18 protein-coding genes and 2 pseudogenes are annotated in these 19,541 nt (G+C 58.6%); 7 read left to right on the forward strand and 13 right to left on the reverse strand.

Features of this window, described 5'->3' with window-relative positions:
• Nucleotides 1-60 precede the first annotated feature (60 nt).
• From relA to HGP31_RS24265, 6 genes and pseudogenes are all read right to left on the reverse strand, one after another.
• Nucleotides 61-2,304, reverse strand: a complete 2,244-nt coding sequence (gene relA / locus HGP31_RS24235) for a GTP diphosphokinase (RefSeq protein ID WP_020799706.1) — start codon at nt 2,302-2,304, stop codon at nt 61-63.
• 121 nt (nt 2,305-2,425) lie between these two features.
• Complete coding sequence (gene rlmD, locus HGP31_RS24240; RefSeq protein ID WP_168758809.1) at nt 2,426-3,778, reverse strand: 23S rRNA (uracil(1939)-C(5))-methyltransferase RlmD; 1,353 nt, start codon at nt 3,776-3,778, stop codon at nt 2,426-2,428.
• Nucleotides 3,778-4,680: a cysteine synthase CysM gene (gene cysM, locus HGP31_RS24245; protein ID WP_020799708.1), complete on the reverse strand. Its 903-nt coding sequence runs from the start codon at nt 4,678-4,680 to the stop codon at nt 3,778-3,780. The genes rlmD and cysM overlap by 1 nt, the downstream gene beginning before the upstream one ends.
• Before the next feature lie 219 nt (nt 4,681-4,899).
• Nucleotides 4,900-5,325: pseudogene (locus HGP31_RS24255) on the reverse strand (DUF1016 N-terminal domain-containing protein); the annotation flags it as partial.
• 117 nt (nt 5,326-5,442) lie between these two features.
• On the reverse strand, nt 5,443-6,846 hold the full coding sequence (locus tag HGP31_RS24260) for a sensor histidine kinase (protein WP_168758810.1): 1,404 nt from the start codon (nt 6,844-6,846) through the stop codon (nt 5,443-5,445).
• Complete coding sequence (locus HGP31_RS24265; protein ID WP_020799711.1) at nt 6,836-7,555, reverse strand: response regulator transcription factor; 720 nt, start codon at nt 7,553-7,555, stop codon at nt 6,836-6,838. Before HGP31_RS24265 ends, HGP31_RS24260 begins: the two co-directional genes overlap by 11 nt.
• A gap of 213 nt (nt 7,556-7,768) precedes the next feature.
• Between HGP31_RS24265 and HGP31_RS24270 the strand changes: the two genes are divergently transcribed.
• The 4 genes from HGP31_RS24270 (at nt 7,769) to HGP31_RS24285 (ending at nt 12,452) form a co-directional block, all read left to right on the forward strand.
• The gene (locus tag HGP31_RS24270; protein WP_168758811.1) at nt 7,769-10,522 is read left to right on the forward strand and encodes a response regulator; all 2,754 of its coding nucleotides are present in this window, start codon (nt 7,769-7,771) and stop codon (nt 10,520-10,522) included.
• Between the two features lie 21 nt (nt 10,523-10,543).
• Complete coding sequence (locus HGP31_RS24275; RefSeq protein ID WP_168758812.1) at nt 10,544-11,536, forward strand: 2-hydroxyacid dehydrogenase; 993 nt, start codon at nt 10,544-10,546, stop codon at nt 11,534-11,536.
• A 77-nt stretch (nt 11,537-11,613) separates the two neighbouring features.
• Nucleotides 11,614-12,048 carry a hypothetical protein gene (locus HGP31_RS24280; protein ID WP_020799714.1) on the forward strand — a complete coding sequence of 145 codons (435 nt, stop codon included), beginning with the start codon at nt 11,614-11,616 and terminating at the stop codon, nt 12,046-12,048.
• On the forward strand, nt 12,048-12,452 hold the full coding sequence (locus tag HGP31_RS24285) for an META domain-containing protein (protein WP_020799715.1): 405 nt from the start codon (nt 12,048-12,050) through the stop codon (nt 12,450-12,452). The genes HGP31_RS24280 and HGP31_RS24285 overlap by 1 nt, the downstream gene beginning before the upstream one ends.
• Before the next feature lie 128 nt (nt 12,453-12,580).
• On the opposite strand, the gene HGP31_RS24290 is transcribed toward HGP31_RS24285, so the two are convergent.
• The gene (locus HGP31_RS24290) at nt 12,581-13,048 is read right to left on the reverse strand and encodes a TlpA disulfide reductase family protein (RefSeq protein WP_020800625.1); all 468 of its coding nucleotides are present in this window, start codon (nt 13,046-13,048) and stop codon (nt 12,581-12,583) included.
• A 114-nt stretch (nt 13,049-13,162) separates the two neighbouring features.
• Between HGP31_RS24290 and arsC the strand changes: the two genes are divergently transcribed.
• From arsC to HGP31_RS24305, 3 genes are read left to right on the forward strand one after another with little or no spacing between them, the layout of a single operon-like run.
• Nucleotides 13,163-13,516: an arsenate reductase (glutaredoxin) gene (gene arsC, locus HGP31_RS24295; RefSeq protein ID WP_083349660.1), complete on the forward strand. Its 354-nt coding sequence runs from the start codon at nt 13,163-13,165 to the stop codon at nt 13,514-13,516.
• Nucleotides 13,513-14,109 (forward strand): NAD(P)H:quinone oxidoreductase, encoded by a 597-nt coding sequence (wrbA, locus tag HGP31_RS24300; protein ID WP_020800624.1) that lies wholly within the window; start codon nt 13,513-13,515, stop codon nt 14,107-14,109. The genes arsC and wrbA overlap by 4 nt, the downstream gene beginning before the upstream one ends.
• Before the next feature lie 2 nt (nt 14,110-14,111).
• Nucleotides 14,112-14,537: a DUF2069 domain-containing protein gene (locus tag HGP31_RS24305; protein WP_020800623.1), complete on the forward strand. Its 426-nt coding sequence runs from the start codon at nt 14,112-14,114 to the stop codon at nt 14,535-14,537.
• An 85-nt stretch (nt 14,538-14,622) separates the two neighbouring features.
• Here HGP31_RS24305 and HGP31_RS24310 read toward each other — a convergent pair whose 3' ends face one another.
• The 6 genes and pseudogenes from HGP31_RS24310 to HGP31_RS24335 all read right to left on the reverse strand — a co-directional run bounded on the left by HGP31_RS24310 (nt 14,623) and on the right by HGP31_RS24335 (nt 19,480).
• On the reverse strand, nt 14,623-15,297 hold the full coding sequence (locus HGP31_RS24310) for a DNA-3-methyladenine glycosylase I (protein WP_020800622.1): 675 nt from the start codon (nt 15,295-15,297) through the stop codon (nt 14,623-14,625).
• Nucleotides 15,298-15,384: 87 nt separating this feature from the next.
• A pseudogene (gene ttcA, locus HGP31_RS24315) lies at nt 15,385-16,086 on the reverse strand (tRNA 2-thiocytidine(32) synthetase TtcA); the annotation flags it as partial.
• Nucleotides 16,087-16,253: 167 nt separating this feature from the next.
• Nucleotides 16,254-17,147: a tRNA 2-thiocytidine(32) synthetase TtcA gene (gene ttcA, locus HGP31_RS24320; protein ID WP_168758813.1), complete on the reverse strand. Its 894-nt coding sequence runs from the start codon at nt 17,145-17,147 to the stop codon at nt 16,254-16,256.
• Nucleotides 17,148-17,656: 509 nt separating this feature from the next.
• Entirely contained in the window at nt 17,657-18,580 is a 924-nt protein-coding gene (locus tag HGP31_RS24325) for a hypothetical protein (RefSeq protein WP_168758814.1), read from the reverse strand.
• 32 nt (nt 18,581-18,612) lie between these two features.
• Complete coding sequence (locus HGP31_RS24330) at nt 18,613-18,837, reverse strand: hypothetical protein (protein ID WP_168758815.1); 225 nt, start codon at nt 18,835-18,837, stop codon at nt 18,613-18,615.
• Nucleotides 18,838-18,883: 46 nt separating this feature from the next.
• On the reverse strand, nt 18,884-19,480 hold the full coding sequence (locus HGP31_RS24335) for a hypothetical protein (protein ID WP_168758816.1): 597 nt from the start codon (nt 19,478-19,480) through the stop codon (nt 18,884-18,886).
• Nucleotides 19,481-19,541 lie beyond the last annotated feature (61 nt).

Raw genomic sequence — 19,541 nt, forward strand, 5'->3', positions numbered from 1 at the left:
GATCTTAAAAAATCAAGATCAAAAGATCGCAGCCTGCGGCAGCTCCTACAGGGGTGAGGTTCATGGCGTACGGTTACGCCGGGTTTCGATGATGTTCGGCAACTGGGAAATCCGCCCCAGCAACCGCCCCAACGCGTCCAGCCCTGGAATCTCGATGGTCAGGGACATCAGCGCGGTGTTGTCCTCCTTGTTCGAGCGGGTATTGACCGCCAGCACGTTGATTCGCTCGTTGAGCAACACCTGCGAGACATCACGCAGCAATCCGGAACGGTCGTAGGCACGGATGACGATGTCCACCGGGTAGGTGAGCACCGGTACCGGCCCCCAGCTGACCTGAATGATCCGTTCAGGCTCGCGCCCGGCCAATTGCAGCACCGAGGCACAGTCCTGGCGGTGGATACTGACGCCACGCCCCTGGGTGATGTAGCCGACGATCGCATCCCCCGGCAACGGCTGGCAGCAACCTGCCATCTGGGTCATCAGGTTGCCCACGCCCTGGATCTGGATATCACCACGCTTGCCTGGCTTGTAGCCGGTGGCCTTGCGTGGAATCAGTTCCAGCTGTTCGTTGCCACGTTCCGGCTCGACCAGTTGCTGCGCCAGGTTGACCAGTTGCGCCAGGCGCAGGTCGCCGGCACCGAGCGCGGCAAACATGTCCTCGGCGGTTTTCATGTTGGCCTTGTCGGCCAGCTTGTCGAAATCCACCGCTGGCAAGCCGAGGCGATTGAGTTCCCGTTCCAGCAGGGTTTTACCGGCGGCGACATTCTGGTCGCGGGCCTGCAACTTGAACCAGTGAACGATCTTCGCCCGTGCCCGTGACGTCGTGACGTAACCCAGGTTCGGGTTCAGCCAGTCGCGGCTTGGCGTGCCGTGCTTGCTGGTGATGATCTCGACCTGCTCACCGGTCTGCAGGCTGTAGTTGAGCGGCACGATGCGCCCGTTGATCTTGGCGCCACGGCAGTTGTGACCGATCTCGGTGTGCACACGGTAGGCAAAGTCCAGTGGCGTCGCGCCCTTGGGCAAGTCGATGGCGTGACCGTCCGGGGTAAAGATGTAGACCCGGTCGGGTTCGATATCGACCCGCAGCTGTTCGGCCAACCCGCCAATGTCACCCAGCTCTTCGTGCCACTCGAGCACCTGACGCAGCCAGGAGATTTTTTCTTCGTAGTGATTGGAGCCAGACTTGACGTCGGTGCCCTTGTAGCGCCAGTGGGCGCATACACCGAGTTCGGCCTCCTCATGCATGGCGTGGGTACGGATCTGTACTTCCAGCACCTTGCCCTCAGGACCGATCACCGCCGTGTGCAACGAGCGATAGCCGTTTTCCTTGGGGTTGGCGATGTAGTCGTCGAATTCTTTGGGAATGTGCCGCCACAGGGTGTGGACAATGCCCAGCGCGGTGTAGCAGTCGCGCATTTCCGGCACCAGCACACGCACGGCGCGCACGTCGTAGATCTGGCTGAACTCCAGGCCCTTGCGCTGCATTTTGCGCCAGATCGAATAGATATGTTTGGCCCGGCCGCTGATATCGGCATCGACCCCGGTGGCCTGCAATTCGTTTTTCAGCTGGCTCATCACGTCGCTGATGAAGCGCTCGCGATCCAGTCGCCGCTCGTGGAGCAACTTGGCGATCTGCTTGTACTGGTCCGGCTCCAGGTAACGGAAGGACAAGTCCTCCAGTTCCCACTTGATGTGGCCGATACCCAGGCGATGAGCGAGCGGCGCGTAGATGTCGAACACCTCGCGGGCAACGCGGTTGCGCTTTTCGTCATCGGCGGTTTTCACCGCACGGATCGCACAGGTTCGCTCGGCCAGTTTGATCAGGGCGACGCGAACGTCGTCGACCATGGCCACCAGCATCTTGCGCAGGTTTTCCACCTGGCCCTGAGTACCCATCACCATGGACTTGCGCGGGCTCAGGCTGTCGCTGATCGCGGCCATGCGTTGCACGCCGTCGATGAGTTTGGCGACTACGGGACCAAAGCGCTGGCTGACCGCCGGCAACGGAATCTGGCCTTCACGCACACCGCGGTAGAGAACCGCGGCAACCAGCGAATCCTGATCGAGCTTGAGGTCGGCGAGGATCTCGGCGATCTCAAGGCCGGTGCGGAAACTCGAGGTCCCTTCGGACCACAAATTCTTCGCCGCATTGGCTTGTTGTTCGGCCTCGCGAGCGTACTCGCAGGCTTCTTTCAAGGCTTCGCGATCCAGTGCCAGATCGACACTGACCGCGTGATCGAGCCAAGCCTCGAGATTGATACTGCCGTCGGTGTTGATCGGCTGGTGTGCTCTCACCTGTACCATCTTGCTTACCTTCCCTACGACGCAGATTCAATGCGTCAAATCGCTGACCTTCGTTGCCCATGAGCCCACGTCGGGCTGGTACGCGGCTGCACGGGCGGGCCAGTCGGACCAGACGAGCATCCTAGCTCGCTTCAAATAACGCCATGGCTTCGACATGTGCCGTCTGAGGAAACATATCGAGAATCCCGGCACGTTTTAACCGGTAGCCCTGCTTGATCAATTCGACCGTGTCGCGCGCCAGGGTTGCCGGGTTGCACGACACATAGACCAACCGCTCGGCCCCCAGGGACTTGAGCTTGCGCACGACCTCGAAAGCGCCGTCACGCGGTGGGTCCAAGAGTACCGCACAAAAGCCTTCACGCGCCCATTCAGCATCGGTCAACGGCTGGGATAAATCGGCCTGAAAAAACTGCGCATTATGCAGATTGTTGCTGACAGCATTCGCGGCTGCGCGATCGACCATCACCTGCACACCCTCCACCGCAACGACTTCGCGAACAGCTTTAGCCAATGGCAAGGCAAAGTTACCCAACCCACAGAATAGATCGAGAACTCGCTCATCGGCTTGCGGTTTCAGCCAATCCAGCGCCTGGGCAACCATCGCTTCGTTGACCCCGGCATTGACCTGGATGAAATCCCCGGGCCGATACGCCAGATTCAAATCCCACTGTTCAAGACGATAGCCCAAGGACTGATCGGCCTCGACCGGATGCGGCTCGCCGTCCCCGTGCAACCACAACTGGGCTTCATGGAGCGCGCAGAATTCCTTGAGGATGGTCAAGTCGCTTTCGGACAACGGCGCCATGTGGCGCAGCAATACCGCCAGCGATGAGCCGCTGAACAATTCCACGTGCCCCAGGGCCTGAGGTTTGCTCAATCGTCGCAGCATCTGCGGCAAGTGGGCCATGATCGGCTGCAAGGGCTGTACCAGCACCGGGCAATCATCGATGCCGACGATGTCCTGGCTGCCGGCGGCGCGGAAACCGACTTCGAGTTTTTTCGCTTTCATGTCCCAGCGCACCGCTACCCGCGCGCGACGGCGATAAGCGAACTCCGGACCGCTCAAAGGCGCAACCCACTCTTCGGGCTCGACACCGGCGACCTTCGACAATTGCTCGGCGAGCATGCGCTGTTTCAAGGCGAGCTGTTCGCTATGGGGCAGGTGTTGCACGCTGCAGCCGCCACAACGACCAGCATGGGCGCACGGTGCCGGGCGACGCAGTTCACTGGACTTGAACACCCGCTCGGTACGCGCCTCGACCACTTTGCCGTGGGCACCGAGCACGCGTGCCTCGACTTCTTCACCGGCCAGTGCGCCGATGACGAACCAGGTGCGACCTTCGAAAAACGCGATACCGCGACCGTCGTTGGCCAGGCGCTCGATGTTCAGGCGCTGCTTTTTGCCGGTCGGGACTTGCGGGGCCTTGCTGCCGCCCGTGGGCTGGAAGCGCAGGCCTCTCTCATGCTTGGCCATCAGTTGGGCGCGTCGAAAATGCCGGTCGACAGGTATCGGTCGCCACGGTCGCAGATGATCGCGACGATCACCGCGTTTTCAACTTCTTTGGACAGGCGCAGCATCGCTGCCACGGCACCGCCGGATGACACGCCACAGAAGATGCCTTCTTCGCGAGCCAGCCGACGGGTCACGTCTTCGGCTTCGCTCTGGGCCATATCGACGATACGGTCCACGCGATCGGCCTGGTAGATCTTCGGCAGATACTCCTGGGGCCAGCGACGGATACCCGGGATCGCCGAACCTTCCATCGGTTGCAGACCGATGATCTGCACGTTCTCGTTCTGTTCTTTCAAGTAGCGCGAGACGCCCATGATGGTGCCGGTGGTGCCCATGGAACTGACGAAATGGGTGATGGTGCCCTGGGTCTGGCGCCAGATTTCCGGACCGGTGGTGGTGTAGTGCGCCTCCGGGTTGTCACCGTTGGCGAACTGGTCCAGCACCTTGCCGCGACCCTCTGCTTCCATGCGCTGGGCGAGGTCGCGGGCGCCTTCCATGCCTTGTTCCTGGCTGACCAGAATCAGTTCGGCACCATAAGCGGTCATGGCAGCCTTGCGTTCGGCGCTGGAGTTGTCCGGCATGATCAGGATCATCTTGTAACCCTTGATCGCCGCGGCCATGGCCAGCGCGATGCCGGTGTTACCGGAGGTCGCTTCGATCAACGTATCGCCGGCATGGATCTGCCCGCGCAACTCGGCGCGGGTGATCATCGACAGCGCCGGACGGTCCTTGACCGAACCCGCCGGGTTGTTCCCTTCGAGCTTGAGCAAAAGAGTGTTGCTGGTTTCGCCGGGCAGGCGCTGCAAACGGACCAGCGGAGTGTTGCCGACGCAATCGGCGATGGTTGGGTACTGCAAGGTCATGGCGTATTCGCAATCCAGACTGCGGGGGCGCCTATCATACCGGCAAACCTCGCAAGGCCATATCACGCAAAGTGTGGTGCTTATGGTTTATGGGAATAAGCGTCTGATTCAGCCTTCTTAGGATGACGAAGTCGTCGAATACGCCCTTAACCGCAGCCTGTCACCCGCGCTGATCGCGGAGTATCAGGTCCAACTGCCGGACAAACAGTTGTTGCAGGCCAGCTCGCGCTTTGACCACTTTTCCTGGATCGCCGAACGCAAGTAAAACTCCCGCTCTTGCGGAAGTTTGCTCTGGCTGAAGATGACCAGATTATGGGTCCAGGGTAATTGTCTCACCAGTGGTGAGACTTTCTCATCGCCCCGGTACGTCTCGTAAAACTGACGCATGCGAAACAGATTGGGCCGAGTAAAACCACGCAGCCCCGGCTGGGTCTGACTGAGATGCTCCGCCAATTGACCAACAACGGAATCACCCCACTCCGCCTTCTCCATCTTGCGGCCTATATAAGCACCAACCTGCCAATAGAGCTCGATCAGTTGAGTATTCACCGCCTGCACGGCCTGTCGCCTGGCACTGTGAATCAGGGCAAGCACTTCATTGAAGCGATCATCGGTGGTACTGCCGGGCACCTGGGGTACGGTCATGCAATGACTCCTTGGACACGAGTAAGAGCCTGAGCTTAAGCCGTCAAGGATGCTTGAAATGACCGGTGATACCCTTTGGGAAATGTCGTACAGAAACTCAGGAACGCTCCGGCAAAATCAGTGCGTTGCAGGATGGGAGAACCTGCTCGCGATGGCATCGTCACTGACAGTTCCATCATCCGCCACCAACCGCATATTCATCCGCAACCCGCTCCCTGTGTTCTGCGCCCAAAGCCTTCCACCCTGACGCCGCACCGCATTCCTGGCGATGCTCAAGCCCAGGCCAAATCCGCCATCCCCCGGCCGCGAGCCGTCGAGGCGGGTAAAGGGCAGGAAGATCCGCTCAAGATCCGCCTCCGCCACGCCACCACCTTGATCCTCCAGCCACAGGTACCAGAAGTCGCCGTCACGCCGCCCGCCCAAATGAACAATGCCACCCTCGGGCGAATGTCGAATGGCGTTGCGCAGCATGTTCTCGAGGGCCTGGGCCAGGGTATTGAGATGGCCGCGCACCCAGCAGGAGGCGTCCACCGAGCATTGCAACTGCGTATCCGGCCAGCAACTTTCATAACAGGCGTTTTCCGTGAGCATTTCCCACAGGGCCTGGACCTGGATCGATTCGTCGGGTAATCGCGTACGTTCGGTATCGAGCCAGGCCAGTTGCAGCGTGTCCTCCACCAGCCGTTGCATGCCATCGACTTCGCGGCCAATGCGCTCGCGCAACTGTTCAAGCCCCTGCTCGCTTTCACTGGCCACCCGCAGGCGGCTCAACGGCGTGCGCAATTCATGGGACAGGTCGCGCAACAGTTGTTGCTGCAATGCCACGGTACTTTGCAGGCGCTCGGACATGTGATCGAACGCCCTGGCCAATTCGCCCAACTCATCGGAACGATTGGTGGTGCGGCTCGACAGCCGTACGTTCAGTTGATCGGCACGCCAGGCATTGGCCTGTTCGCGCAAGTGATTGAGTGGCACCACCAACAAGCGATACAGGCCGACGCACAACAGCAAGGTGAACAAGCCCGGAATCACGCCATTGGTGATCACCCGCCAGAACACCCGGTAGCGCCCGGGCACGAAGCGTTGCGGCAGTTCGATCACCAGGCTGCCGACGGACGGGTCACTGGGAAACGGTATGCGCATCCACGGCCGGCCTTTCTTGTGGATCGGCCAATCGAGGCCGCGCAAAAAAGTCAGGCGCTCGACTTCCTTGTCCGTCAGCGATTGGTTGCTCAAGGATTGCAAATCACCGCCGATGACACCGACCCAGCCTTTCTCCCGCTGATGCATGCCCTGCAGCCAGTCATCGACGCCGACACTCTGGCCCTGCTGCCAAGCTTGTTCGGCTTCGGCGGCATAGCGCGCCAGGGTGCCACGGGCCTCATCGGAGAGGAACTGGTTGCGCTGCTCCATGTAGCGGCCCCAGGACCAGCTCAACCAGATCATCAGCAGACAGAACGCCACCAACAGGCACGCCAGTTTCCAGAACAGCGAGTGCCGGCCCGGCACGTTACATCTCATCGACGGCACTCAGGATATAGCCCTTGCCCCAGACCGTGCGTACCTCCCGCTCGGTATAGCCGATGGCCTTGAGTTTGCGGCGAATCTGGCTGATGTGCATGTCGAGGCTACGATCGTGGGCGGCATAACCGCGTTGCAGTACCTGTTGATAAAGAAAGGCTTTGCTCAGCACTTCATCGACGCTGCGGCTCAGGGTTTCCAGCAGGCGATACTCAGTTCGAGTCAGGCCGGCAGGTTGTTGTCCATGAAAAACGTCGAAGTGATCGTCGTCAAAACGCAGACTGTCTACCTCGGCCACCATCGCCACAGGCGTCGGCCGGCGATCGAGCGCTACGCGGCGCAGAATGGCTTCGATGCGCACGCGCAACTCGATCATGCTGAAGGGTTTGGGCAGATAATCATCGGCCCCCAGCCGAAAGCCGCTGATTCGATCGGCTTCGGCACCGAGTGCCGACATCAGCAACACCGGGGTGGAATGGCTGCGGCGTAGTTGCGTCAGTACCGCCAGCCCGTCCATACCTGGCAACAAAATGTCCATCAACACCACATCGAAGGCTTGCTCGCGGGCAATGTCCAGGCCCTCGCGGCCATTCTGGCACCACGTCACCTGAAAGCCGCTACGGCCCAGATGTTCATGCACATAGGCACCGAGTACGAGGTCGTCTTCGATGGAGAGGATACGGGGATGGCCAGCGTTGATGGTCGTCATTAGTATCTGCAAATAATTCTCAGTTGGTAATTATTCAAGATTGCTTCTCCCGGGGCAACCCAAGGGTTGCGCAGGGTGCAAAAGCGCACGACCAACCGACGAGTGACGGCATCAATTATCGAGGATCGCCCGCCTGCAAATCGCTACACTGCGCAAGTGGCGCGTGCCAGACGCACGCGCAGCTCGATAAACAGCCGGTTGCAGGAGAGTGGCGTGCTGACGAAACTGGGAATCAAGGGCCGTGTGCTGTTGCTGACGTTGCTGCCGACCAGCCTCATGGCATTGGTCCTGGGCGGCTATTTCACCTGGATGCAGCAATCGGACCTGCAAACCCAACTCCTGCAGCGCGGCGAAATGATCGCCGAGCAACTGGCGCCGCTGGTGGCGCCAGCCATGGGGCACAACAACAACGAAATGCTGGAACGTATCGCCACCCAGTCCCTGGAACAACCGGACGTGCGGGCCGTGACTTTTCTTGCGCCAGACCGCACGCCGCGGGCCCACGCCGGGCCGATCATGCTGACCCAGGCGCCAATGGGCGAAGGCTCGCAGATGCAGCGTCGCAGTGGCAACGAAGCAACGCGTTACCTGCTGCCGGTGTTCGGCAAACACCGCAACCTGGCCGGCGACGTGATCCCCGATGAAGCCGATCGCCTGCTGGGCTGGGTCGAACTCGAACTGTCCCACAACGGCATGCTGCTGCGTGGCTACCGCAGCCTGTTCGCCAGCCTGTTGATGATCGGCGCTGGTCTCGGCGGCGCGGCGCTGCTGGCATTGCGCATGGGCCGCACGATCAATCGGCCGCTGACCCAGATCAAACAAGCCGTGGCGCAACTCAAGGACGGCCATCTGGAAACTCGGCTGCCCCCCCTGGGCAGCCAGGAGCTGGATGAACTGGCCTCCGGCATCAATCGCATGGCCGGCACGCTGCAGAATGCCCAGGAAGAACTGCAACACAGCATCGACCAGGCCACCGAGGACGTGCGCCAGAACCTCGAGACCATCGAGATCCAGAACATCGAACTGGACCTGGCGCGCATGGAGGCCCTGGAGGCGAGTCGGATCAAGTCCGAGTTCCTGGCCAACATGAGCCATGAAATACGCACGCCGCTCAACGGCATCCTCGGCTTCACCCACCTGCTGCAAAAAAGTGAACTGACCCCGCGCCAGCTCGATTACCTGGGCACCATCGAAAAGTCTGCCGACAGCCTGCTGGGGATCATCAACGAGATCCTCGACTTTTCGAAGATCGAGGCGGGCAAGCTGGTGCTCGACCATATTCCGTTCAATTTGCGAGACCTGCTGCAAGACACACTGACCATCCTCGCCCCGGCCGCCCACGCCAAACAGCTGGAGCTGATCAGCCTGGTGTATCGCGATACGCCCCTGTCGCTGGTGGGCGATCCGTTGCGGCTCAAGCAGATCCTGACCAACCTGGTCAGCAATGCGATCAAGTTCACCCGCGAGGGCACCATCGTCGCCCGGGCCATGCTCGAAGAAGAGCACGAAGACAGCGTGCAATTGCGCATCAGCATCCAGGACACCGGCATCGGTCTGTCGAACCAGGACGTGCGCGCGCTGTTCCAGGCCTTCAGCCAGGCCGATAACTCGCTGTCGCGGCAACCCGGTGGCACGGGCCTGGGCCTGGTGATCTCCAAGCGCCTGATCGAACAGATGGGGGGCGAGATTGGCGTCGACAGCACCCCGGGCGAGGGTTCGGAATTCTGGATCAGCCTGAACCTGCCCAAGACCCGCGATGATGCCGAGGACCTGCCGGGTGCGCCGCTGCTCGGACGGCGGGTCGCCGTGCTGGAAAATCATGAGCTGGCACGCCAGGCGTTGCAGCATCAACTGGAAGACTGTGGCCTGGACGTCACCACGTTCAATACCCTGGAAAACCTGACGAACGGCGTCACCGGCGTGCATCAGACCGATCAGGCGATCGAACTCGCGGTGCTGGGCATCACCAGCAACGACATGCCACCGGAACGCCTGAACCAACACATCTGGGACCTCGAGCACCTGGGTTGCAAGGTGCTGGTGCTGTGCCCCACCACGGAGCAGACGCTATTCCACCTGTCGGTGCCCAACCCCCACAGCCAGCTCCAGGCCAAGCCTGCCTGTACCCGCAAGCTGCGGCGCGCGCTGTCCGACCTGGTCAACCCGCGGCAGTCGCGCACCGAGTCCAGCGAGCCGCTGTCGAGCCGCGCGCCGAAGGTGCTGTGCGTCGACGACAACCCGGCCAATTTGCTGCTGGTGCAAACCCTGCTCGAAGACATGGGCGCCAAGGTGCTCGCCGTGGAAAGCGGCTACGCAGCGATCAAGGCGGTGCAGAACGAGACATTCGACCTGGTATTGATGGACGTGCAGATGCCCGGCATGGATGGGCGCCAAAGTACCGAAGCGATCCGCCAGTGGGAAAGCGAGCGGCATTGCACGCCGCTGCCGATCGTGGCCCTCACGGCGCATGCCATGGCCAACGAAAAACGCGCATTACTGCAAAGCGGCATGGACGATTACCTGACCAAGCCGATCAGCGAGCGGCAACTGGCGCAAGTGGTACTCAAATGGAGCGGGTTGGCACTGCGCAACCATACGCCCGAGCGTGCAGGCGATGGCCACGCCAGCACCTACGAGTTGCAGGTGCTCGATCACGAAGAAGGCTTGCGCCTGGCCGCCGGCAAGGCCGATCTGGCGGCTGACATGCTGGCAATGCTGCTGGCATCTCTGGAAGCCGACCGCGAAGCCATCCGCCAGGCTCGACAAAGTAACGATCATAACGCCCTGATCGAACGGGTTCATCGCCTGCATGGCGCAACCCGCTATTGCGGAGTTCCGCAATTGCGCGCCGCTTGCCAACGCAGCGAAACCTTGCTCAAGCAGCAAGACCCGAAGGCCTTCGGCGCACTTGAAGATCTCGACCGGGCGATCAATCGCCTGGCCGCCCAGGCGCGCATCAACGCCTGATGCACTTTCCAGGAGGACAGCATGCGCACGATTATTTTCAGCAGCCAGACCTACGACCGCGACAGCTTTCTCGCCGCCAGCCTGCCACCGGGTATCGAGTTGCACTTCCAATCGGCACGATTGAGCCTCGATACCGTCGCGCTGGCGGAGCACCACGAGGTGGTCTGTGCCTTTATCAACGATGATCTAAGCGCCCCGGTGCTCGAACGCCTGGCTGCGGCGGGTACCCGTCTGATCGCCTTGCGTTCGGCCGGTTTCAACCATGTCGACCTGGCGGCGGCCAAGCGACTGGGGCTGGCGGTCGTGCGCGTCCCGGCCTATTCGCCCCACGCCGTGGCCGAGCATGCGGTAGCCCTGATCCTGGCCCTCAACCGACGCCTGCACCGCGCCTACAACCGCACGCGCGAAGGCGATTTCAGCCTGCACGGGTTGACGGGGTTCGACCTGGTGGGCAAGACCGTCGGCGTGGTCGGCACCGGGCAGATCGGCGCGACTTTTGCGAAAATCATGCATGGCTTCGGTTGCCAGTTGCTGGCCTACGACCCCTTCCCCAATCCGCAGGTCGAAGCGCTGGGCGCCCGCTACTTGAGCTTGCCGCAGCTGCTGGCCGAGTCGCAGATCATCAGCCTGCACTGCCCGCTCAACGAGCAGAGCAAGCACTTGATCAACCACCAATCCCTGGCGCACATGCAGCCTGGCGCCATGTTGATCAACACTGGCCGCGGCGGCCTGGTGGACACCCCGGCACTGATCGATGCCTTGAAGCTTGGCCAACTGGGTTATTTGGGACTGGATGTGTATGAAGAGGAAGCGCAACTGTTTTTCGAAGACCGTTCCGATCTGCCGTTGCAGGACGATGTACTCGCGCGGTTGCTGACCTTCCCCAACGTGATCGTCACGGCACACCAGGCCTTCCTCACCCGCGAAGCCTTGGGCGCTATTGCCGCGACCACCTTGCAGAACATCGCGGCCTGGGCGGCAGGAACCCCGGAGAATCAGGTCGAGGGTGATTGAACCTGATCGAAGGTCATATGCCCGCGCCATGCTGCGCTTATGCCCGTGCTAGCATATCGCGCATATTTGGAGGACCCATGGTCGAACACGATTTCCGCTACACCCTGATGAACCCGCAACACACCCTCACTGAATGCCGCGCCCTGGTGCCGGGACGTTATCAAGTCACCGGCAACGGCGGCTCGATTCGTAATAACGACGTGCTGGTCGTGACCCTCAAGGGCGCCAAGGACCTGTCCATGCGCCTGACCGTCGAAACGGTTCGCCACCTGATCAACCCGCCAGGGCAATGGGTCGCGGTGGCCAGTGGTCCAGTGTTCGGCGAACTGGCGATCCATACCTGGCAGGTGAACTGCGACAGCTGCGCCAAGGAGCTGAGTTTCGAATTCGCCGTTGACGCCAAGCTCGGCAACAAGGCCGAAAAGCCTGCTGCCACCGCGCGGATTGCCGAGTTGGGCTGGACCACCGTTGGCGAGAAACACCTGTGCCCCAAATGCCAGGAGCCTGCGTGATGAAACGCCTCGCCCTGACTGCGATGGCCGGTGCAAGCCTGCTGGGCTGCGCCGCCGAGCCGGTGCAACTGCAGCAAAATCGCAGCTATATCCTGGAGTGGATCGGCGAACGGCCGTTGATGGACTACAGCCACCTGACCATTACCCTGGGTGAAGACGGTCGCGCCTACGGTAGCGGCGGTTGCAACCACTGGTTTGCGCCGTACACACTGGAAGGCGACAAGCTGAGCTTCGGCAAGATCGGCAGCACTCGCAAGCTCTGTGCGCCGGCACTGATGGAGCAGGAAAAACGCTTCCTCCAGGCGCTGGAAAGCGTGCAGCGCTGGGACGTCTCGTCGATCGACCAGATGCGCTTCTGGCCAGCTGAAGGCAAGCCGTTGCGCTGGTGGCTGGAAGAGGGTTGATCTCCTCTACCTGATCGTTCCCACGCTCTGCGTGGGAATGCATCAAGTGACGCTCTGCGTCACAGGGACGCGGAGCGTCCCGGGCGGCGTTCCCACGCAGAGCGTGGGAACGATCAGCAGCCCCGCGATCAGTTTTTAGCCTGCAACGCCTCCAGCTTCGCCACCACCCCCGCCGCCGTCTGCTCGCCCATCAACTGTTCGCGCACCTTGCCCTTGTTATCGATGATGTAGGTCACCGGCAGTGCTTCACTGCGCGGCAATTCGAATAACTCGGAAGGGTCCTGCGCCAGCACGGTGAACTTGATTCCGAGTTTCTCGCTGGCACTTTTCAGCTCTTCGCCCTGCACGTTGTCAAAGTTGACCCCGAACACGCCGATCTTCTTGTCCTTGAGCTGGTCGGCCAACGCGTTCAATTCCGGAATCTCGGTACGGCACGGGCTGCACCATTCTGCCCAATAGTTGATCACCAGCCATTTTCCATCCAGGCGCTCGGCGGCGACCTTCTGTCCGTTTTGATCGATCCCGTAGTCGTTACCGCAGCCCCCCAGCATCAACGCCCCGATAATCGTCAATGCCGCTGCCAGTCGCCTAGTCATGTCGTGTTCCTTGTCAAAAATTGAAAGCGCCTGCGACCCATCGCCCGGCAAGGTTCAGGATTACGCGCTGCCCAGTTAGAATAGCCCCCACCTTACGCAAGATGCGACCCGCTCATGACCGATCTGACGCTTTATCACAACCCGCGCTGCTCGAAATCCCGCGGTGCGCTCGAACTGCTGGAAGCCCGCGGCCTGGCCCCGACGGTGGTCCGCTACCTGGAAACGCCGCTGGACGCCGCGCAAATCCAGAGCCTGCTGGGCAAACTCGGGATCAGTGCACGGCAACTGTTGCGCACCGGCGAAGACGAATACAAGACCCTCGCCCTGGCCGACAGCAGCCTGAGCGAGGCGCAATTGATCGCCGCCATCGCCGCCCATCCGAAACTGATGGAGCGACCGATCCTCGAAGTCGGCGACAAGGCCATCATCGGCCGTCCGCCAGAGCAAATCCTGGAGTTGTTGCCGTGACTGCGCCGTACATTCTGGTGCTGTATTACAGCCGCAGCGGTTCGACCAACGAAATGGCCCGGCAAATTGCCCGCGGTGTCGAACAGGCCGGCCTTGAAGCCCGATTGCGCACGGTACCGGCGATTTCCACCGAGTGCGAAGCCGTCGCGCCGGATATCCCGGATGAAGGCGCGCTCTATGCCAGCCTCGATGACCTGAAGAACTGCGCCGGCCTGGCGCTGGGCAGTCCGACCCGCTTCGGCAACATGGCGGCGCCACTCAAGTACTTTCTCGACGGCACCAGCAACTTGTGGCTGACCGGCGCCCTGGTGGGCAAACCCGCCGGTGTGTTCACCTCCACCGCGAGCCTGCATGGCGGGCAGGAAACCACCCTGCTGTCGATGATGCTGCCGCTGTTGCACCACGGCATGTTGATCACCGGCCTGCCCTACAGCGAGTCGGCATTGCTGGAAACCCAGGGCGGCGGCACGCCGTACGGCGCCAGCCATCACGCCGGGGCCGATGGCAAAAGCGGGCTGGATGCCCATGAAGTTGCACTGTGCCGGGCCTTGGGCATGCGCTTGGCCAAGACAGCTCAGAAACTGGAGGGTTAAGGGTGGCCAAGAAACCGAAGGTCCTGCCCGCTATCGAATGGCTTGAACCACGGGTTCGGGCCATGCGCGTTATCAGCCTGTTGTGTTTTTTCGGCCTGGTGGGGTTGCTGTGCGTTTACTACCTGATGGTCGCCGACCTGCACGGAGCACGGCCGTGGGTGATTTTGCTGATTGAGCTGGTGCCGTTGTTACTGCTCGCGCCGGGGATGATAGTCGGCAATGCCCGCGGGCATTCGTGGATGTGCTTTGTGGTGAACCTGTATTTCATCAAGGGCGCATTGGCTGCTTATGACCCGAATCGCCAGATCTTCGGCGTGCTGGAGATGGCCGCGAGTTTGGCGGTGTTCTGTTCGGCACTGTTGTATGTGCGGTGGCGATATCAATTGAACCGCAAATTGGCTGGCGAAGGCGAGATCTCCGTCGCCTGATCCGACGCCTTCGCTGGCAAGCCAGCTCCTACAGGTCTGGTGTTTTTGTAGGAGCTGGCTTGCCAGCGAACGGGGCAACTCGGTCCTAATGGTTGACGGTGTAGGCCAGCATCATCGAAATCTGGCTCATCGGCCGCCCGCCACTTTCTTCATGCCACTGGTTGAACACGTCCTGCACCAATGCCAGGTCGCGCAGACTGCTCGGCACCTTGTCGACAATCTGCTGCGCATTCAATGCCGCCACCACGTCATAGCTCGGCACAAACGTATCCTTGCCGACCATGCGCAAGAATCGTGGCGCCGACAAGCCGCCCAATTGATGACCGCGTTTTTTCAGCAAAGTCCACAAGCCGACGATGTCGGTCACCGGCCAATCGGCGATCATCGCCCCGAAGCTGCCCTGCTCATGGGCCACGTCCAGCACGAACTGCGCATTGCGCGGTACGCTCTTGAGCTTGCCCAGATGGCGGATGATCCGCGTGTCCTGCATCAGCCGCTCCAGGTGTTCGGCGCTCATCAGCACGACTTTTTCCGGGTCAAATTTGAAGAACACTTCTTCGAAAGCCGGCCACTTGGCGTCCACCAGGCTGTGCTTGAGCCCGGCGCGGAATACGCGCAGTGCCATGGTCGACAAGTAACGATCGTCGGTGATGTCACGCAGTTGTGCTGCAGTCTTGGGAACGGGCAGATGGGCTTCCAGTTCAGCCGCCGAACCGAAGCGGTTCAAGCAGTATTCGTTCAGCCACTTGTAGTCGCGCATGCCCTCTCCTGAGGATTGAAAAATAAACGGCCCCCCTTGAAACAACACCTGTGGGCGCCAGCAGGCTGGCACCCACAGTGATCGTGTTTAGAGGTTGACCACGTTGACGAAGCGCGAAGCGGCGGATTCGTCGATCTTCAGGCTGGTGAAATCGAACAGGTTGCGGTCCGCCAATTGCGACGGGATCACGTTCTGCAGGCTGCGGAAAATGCTTTCGGTACGGCCCGGGGTCTTGCGCTCCCAGTCCTGCAGCATTTCCTTGACCACTTGGCGCTGCAGGTTTTCCTGGGAGCCGCAGAGGTTGCAAGGGATGATCGGGAATTGCTTAAGGTCCGAGTAGGCCTGGATGTCTTTTTCGTTGCAGTAGGCCAGGGGGCGGATCACCACGTTACGCCCGTCATCGGCACGCAACTTCGGCGGCATGGCCTTCAGCGAGCCGTTGAAGAACATGTTCAGGAAGAACGTTTCGACGATGTCGTCGCGGTGATGCCCCAAAGCCATCTTGGTCGCGCCGATTTCGTCGGCGAAGGTGTAGAGCGTGCCGCGACGCAGGCGTGAGCACAGGGAGCAGGTGGTCTTGCCTTCCGGAATCAGCTCCTTGACCACCGAGTAAGTGTCTTTCTCGACGATGTGATACTCGACACCCAATTCCTTGAGGTAGGCCGGCAGCACATGCTCGGGAAAACCCGGCTGTTTCTGATCCATGTTCACGGCCACGATCTCGAACTTGATCGGCGCGACCTTCTGCAAGTGCATCAGCACATCAAGCATGGTGTAGCTGTCCTTGCCTTATAACTCAAGGATACCCCAGTAAACAGTACACTCATGCTCGTAACCCTCTGATGTTACTCGATTTTGTACACAAACAATCTTTACAAAAAAAGTCAATATTGTAAATTTATTGGTTTCGCGACCTCCAAAACCTTCCTTTCCTCACACAAATCGACGTTGAACCTTTACAAAACCTGGACGACGTCTATCCAGTTTTCGACTCGGGAAGAAGAAACCGCCGCGTCCTCAAACTTGTAGGGCGGCCGGTCTTCCGTTCTGTCAATAGACAGATTTACAAAGTCGAACAGACTGCGATCGGCCATCTGGGAAGGGGTTACGCTTTGTAAGCTGTGAAAAATGTTTTCCACGCACCCGGGATTTACCGAGTCCCATTCCGCAATCATCGATTTTATTTTCTTCCTTTGGAGATTCTCTTGTGAGCCGCAGAGATTACATGGAATTATCGGATACGCGCTATCAGTAGCAACCTTCGCTATATCTTTTTCTCGGCAATAGGCGAGCGGTCGAATAACGATATTTCTCTTATCGTCGCTGAGAAGTTTAGGCGGCATACCTTTCATCTGCGCTTGGAAAAACATGTTGAGAAACAAGGTCTCTACCATATCATCCATATGATGCCCAAGCGCCAATTTGGTAGCTCCTATTTCCTCAGCGAAACTATAAAGCGTACCTCTTCTGAGTCTAGAACAAAGAGAGCAGGTAGTCTTACCTTCAGGAATTTTTTGCTTGACGACCGAATAAGTATCTTTGTCGATTATATAATAATCAATCCCTTTACTCTCAAAATATTCAGGCAAAACATGCTCAGGAAAACCGGGCTGTTTCTGATCAAGATTTACAGCTACAACGCTAAATTTTATTTGCGCAACGCGCTGGAGGTGTAGCAGCGCATCCAACATTACAAAGGAGTCTTTTCCACCACTTACGCACACCATAACTTTATCGCCGTCTTCGATCATAGCATAATCTACGACAGCCTTTCCGACATTGCCACGCAGCTTTTTACGACGAAGTTCTGCTGCCTTATTTAATTGAGATGTATTTTCATCTATCATCATGGCTTTAAGTTCCGACCAATAATTTAGAAATAAATTCAATGAAAAAAATATTTACCTAAAGTATCTACACCAATTGCGACGAGACAAGATACTTAGCTACCGTAAAAACTAAAAATAGAAAAAACTCGAAAAAGAGATAAAGCGTACGATATCTGAATTGCCTGCATCATAACAAGATTGTGTCTACATTTTAAGTGCACCCTGACGAACGATCGCTCAGCTTCACTAGGGCGCCTCAGTGATTGGCGACACCACGGAGTACTGCTGGTGACCACGTTGATTGGCCCCACAGACACTCATGGCGATAGATAATCATCCACCATCAGGGCCGGCTGTAGCTACCATCAGTGCAGCCAGGATCAACGAGCAGACGTTACGTTGCTGGTGATTGCAGCGTGATCCAGCCTGTGATTAGCCGCCTGCAGAGGAATACCTTCCAGCAGGCCAAAGCCGATAACAACGTCGCCTTTAACCCCATGAATATGGCATACGGGCTGCCGCGTACCGCCTCAGGGCTTTGGGTATGCTGCCAGGTATCCGTATACATCCAACATAGGTTTCTCATCCAGAGCTGATTTGTCCATGTTACAAATCAGGCCTTGGGCACGACAGACCTGCGTAACCGCCTCGACGCAGTCATCAGGCATTCCCGGAGAGAAAATGATCCTTGAGATGAACCTGTTCATGTCCTTGATATTTGGACTCACCTGGCCAACGTCGTTGACACTTGATTGCTCAAACTTGTAACTGAAGACAATGTCTTCGCTAGTGGGCCAAGCGATTAGCCTCACCTCCTTTTCAAACTCGAAATGCCGAGCTTTCCTGGTGAACTGATGCAGTGGGTTTTCCGTAGCTGATGCGTCAGAGTGGTTAATATAGTCGACCATCGATAGTGCGAATTTATGTCCTTCAAGCAGAAGAACATTCTCTTTAAGCCTCGCAACAGTGGTTTCTATGCAAAAGCCAGAACCTTCCGGCAGATCAAATAATGATCCACGGTATGGGTGCTTTTCCTTTCCGTAGATCTCCCACATTGCATGACACTCGTAATCGTAGGTATGCAAGCAACAGGCATAGAGCCAGTTTCTAGCGTTCTTCAAATACGCTTCATAGTTGTCGCGAGACTCCTGCCCGAATATGGTCTCAAACTTTCTCGCGCGGAGTTCTGAGACTAGCTCTGCGGACCGCCGCCTTCTCTCTTCATACCCATCCCTGTCGCCTATGCGCCCTAGGATATCGTCAGCAGCACTTAACAGATCTGGCTCGTTTGAGTTACGAATATAATCCGCAGCGGTTATCCCCCCTTCGAGCTGGTCTGAAAAACTGGAGTAACTGGCCATGTAGAGAGACTTATTTTTTATGAGGTACTCGAATTTGAAGGGCGTTAAATACCTTCTGATTATGATGTCGTCCGGGATATCAGTTTCTATCATGAGGCGTCCTGCTGATGATGGAATTAGGATGCTCAAGCGTCACCGCGGTGCTGAAGCATTAGCTTGGCCAGGCCCTGGCGGATGTGCCCCTCGTTGTTGCCAATGGCCTGCAGAGCGCCACGAATGTTCCCACCGGTCTCGGCATGGCCTTGGCTTTCGACCAGCAGCGTCAGCTCCATGATGGCCGCTTCCAATGCCAGCTGATTGTTGTACAGACGTTCAAGGATGTCAGACAGAGAGTATTTAGGGGCGGACATGGCTTCGACTCCGTTCGAGGAAATCGGAAGCGTAGCAGGACAAATGTCAGTCGGGTTTGTCTATCTGCAATCTAAGGCGTGGGAGCCAGTCATCGGCAGCAGGACTGTCGGTGAGCATGCACAGCGCCCTGCGACTTATGAAGCCACCGTTCTCCGCTCTATCGCGTGCGTGATCCTCGACTCCGCCCGGATATCTTATTTTGAAGTTGATAACGCCAAGCTCGTTGTGGAAGTCTGCCAAGCTTCCTGCTGGGAAGTGCATGGTTATGATCTGCTTTTTAGACACACGCGTGGTGCTTATTTTCTCAGGTTCGGCCATAGACCACGTCCACATGCCATGAATCAGCGCGTTTCTAGAATCATGCAGGTGGGTGATTCTGGCGAACTGCTGCTTCAACACTATTGCACGCTCACCCTCTGCTACGTCGGCAACCCGAGCTTTCCACAACTCTAGTACCTTGACGAAGCTGAGGTTGTTCATTGCATTTGGTAACTTCTCGACGTCTTGCACATCGAAAGTTGCAAGGGTTTGCACAAACACCTCGGACTCAAGCGCCCCCCATAGAGCAATGATCCTGCCGATGAGTACCCCCTCCTTGTCAGAGAGTGGAACGTCGTAAAGACGGATAAAATCATCGCTCATGGGTGTGTTCTCTAGACGTTTCGGTGGTGGGCTCGGACTCAGTAAGCATCTGGCGTTTGAC

Source organism: Pseudomonas umsongensis (genome assembly GCF_012647205.1).
Lineage (GTDB): Bacteria > Pseudomonadota > Gammaproteobacteria > Pseudomonadales > Pseudomonadaceae > Aquipseudomonas > Aquipseudomonas umsongensis.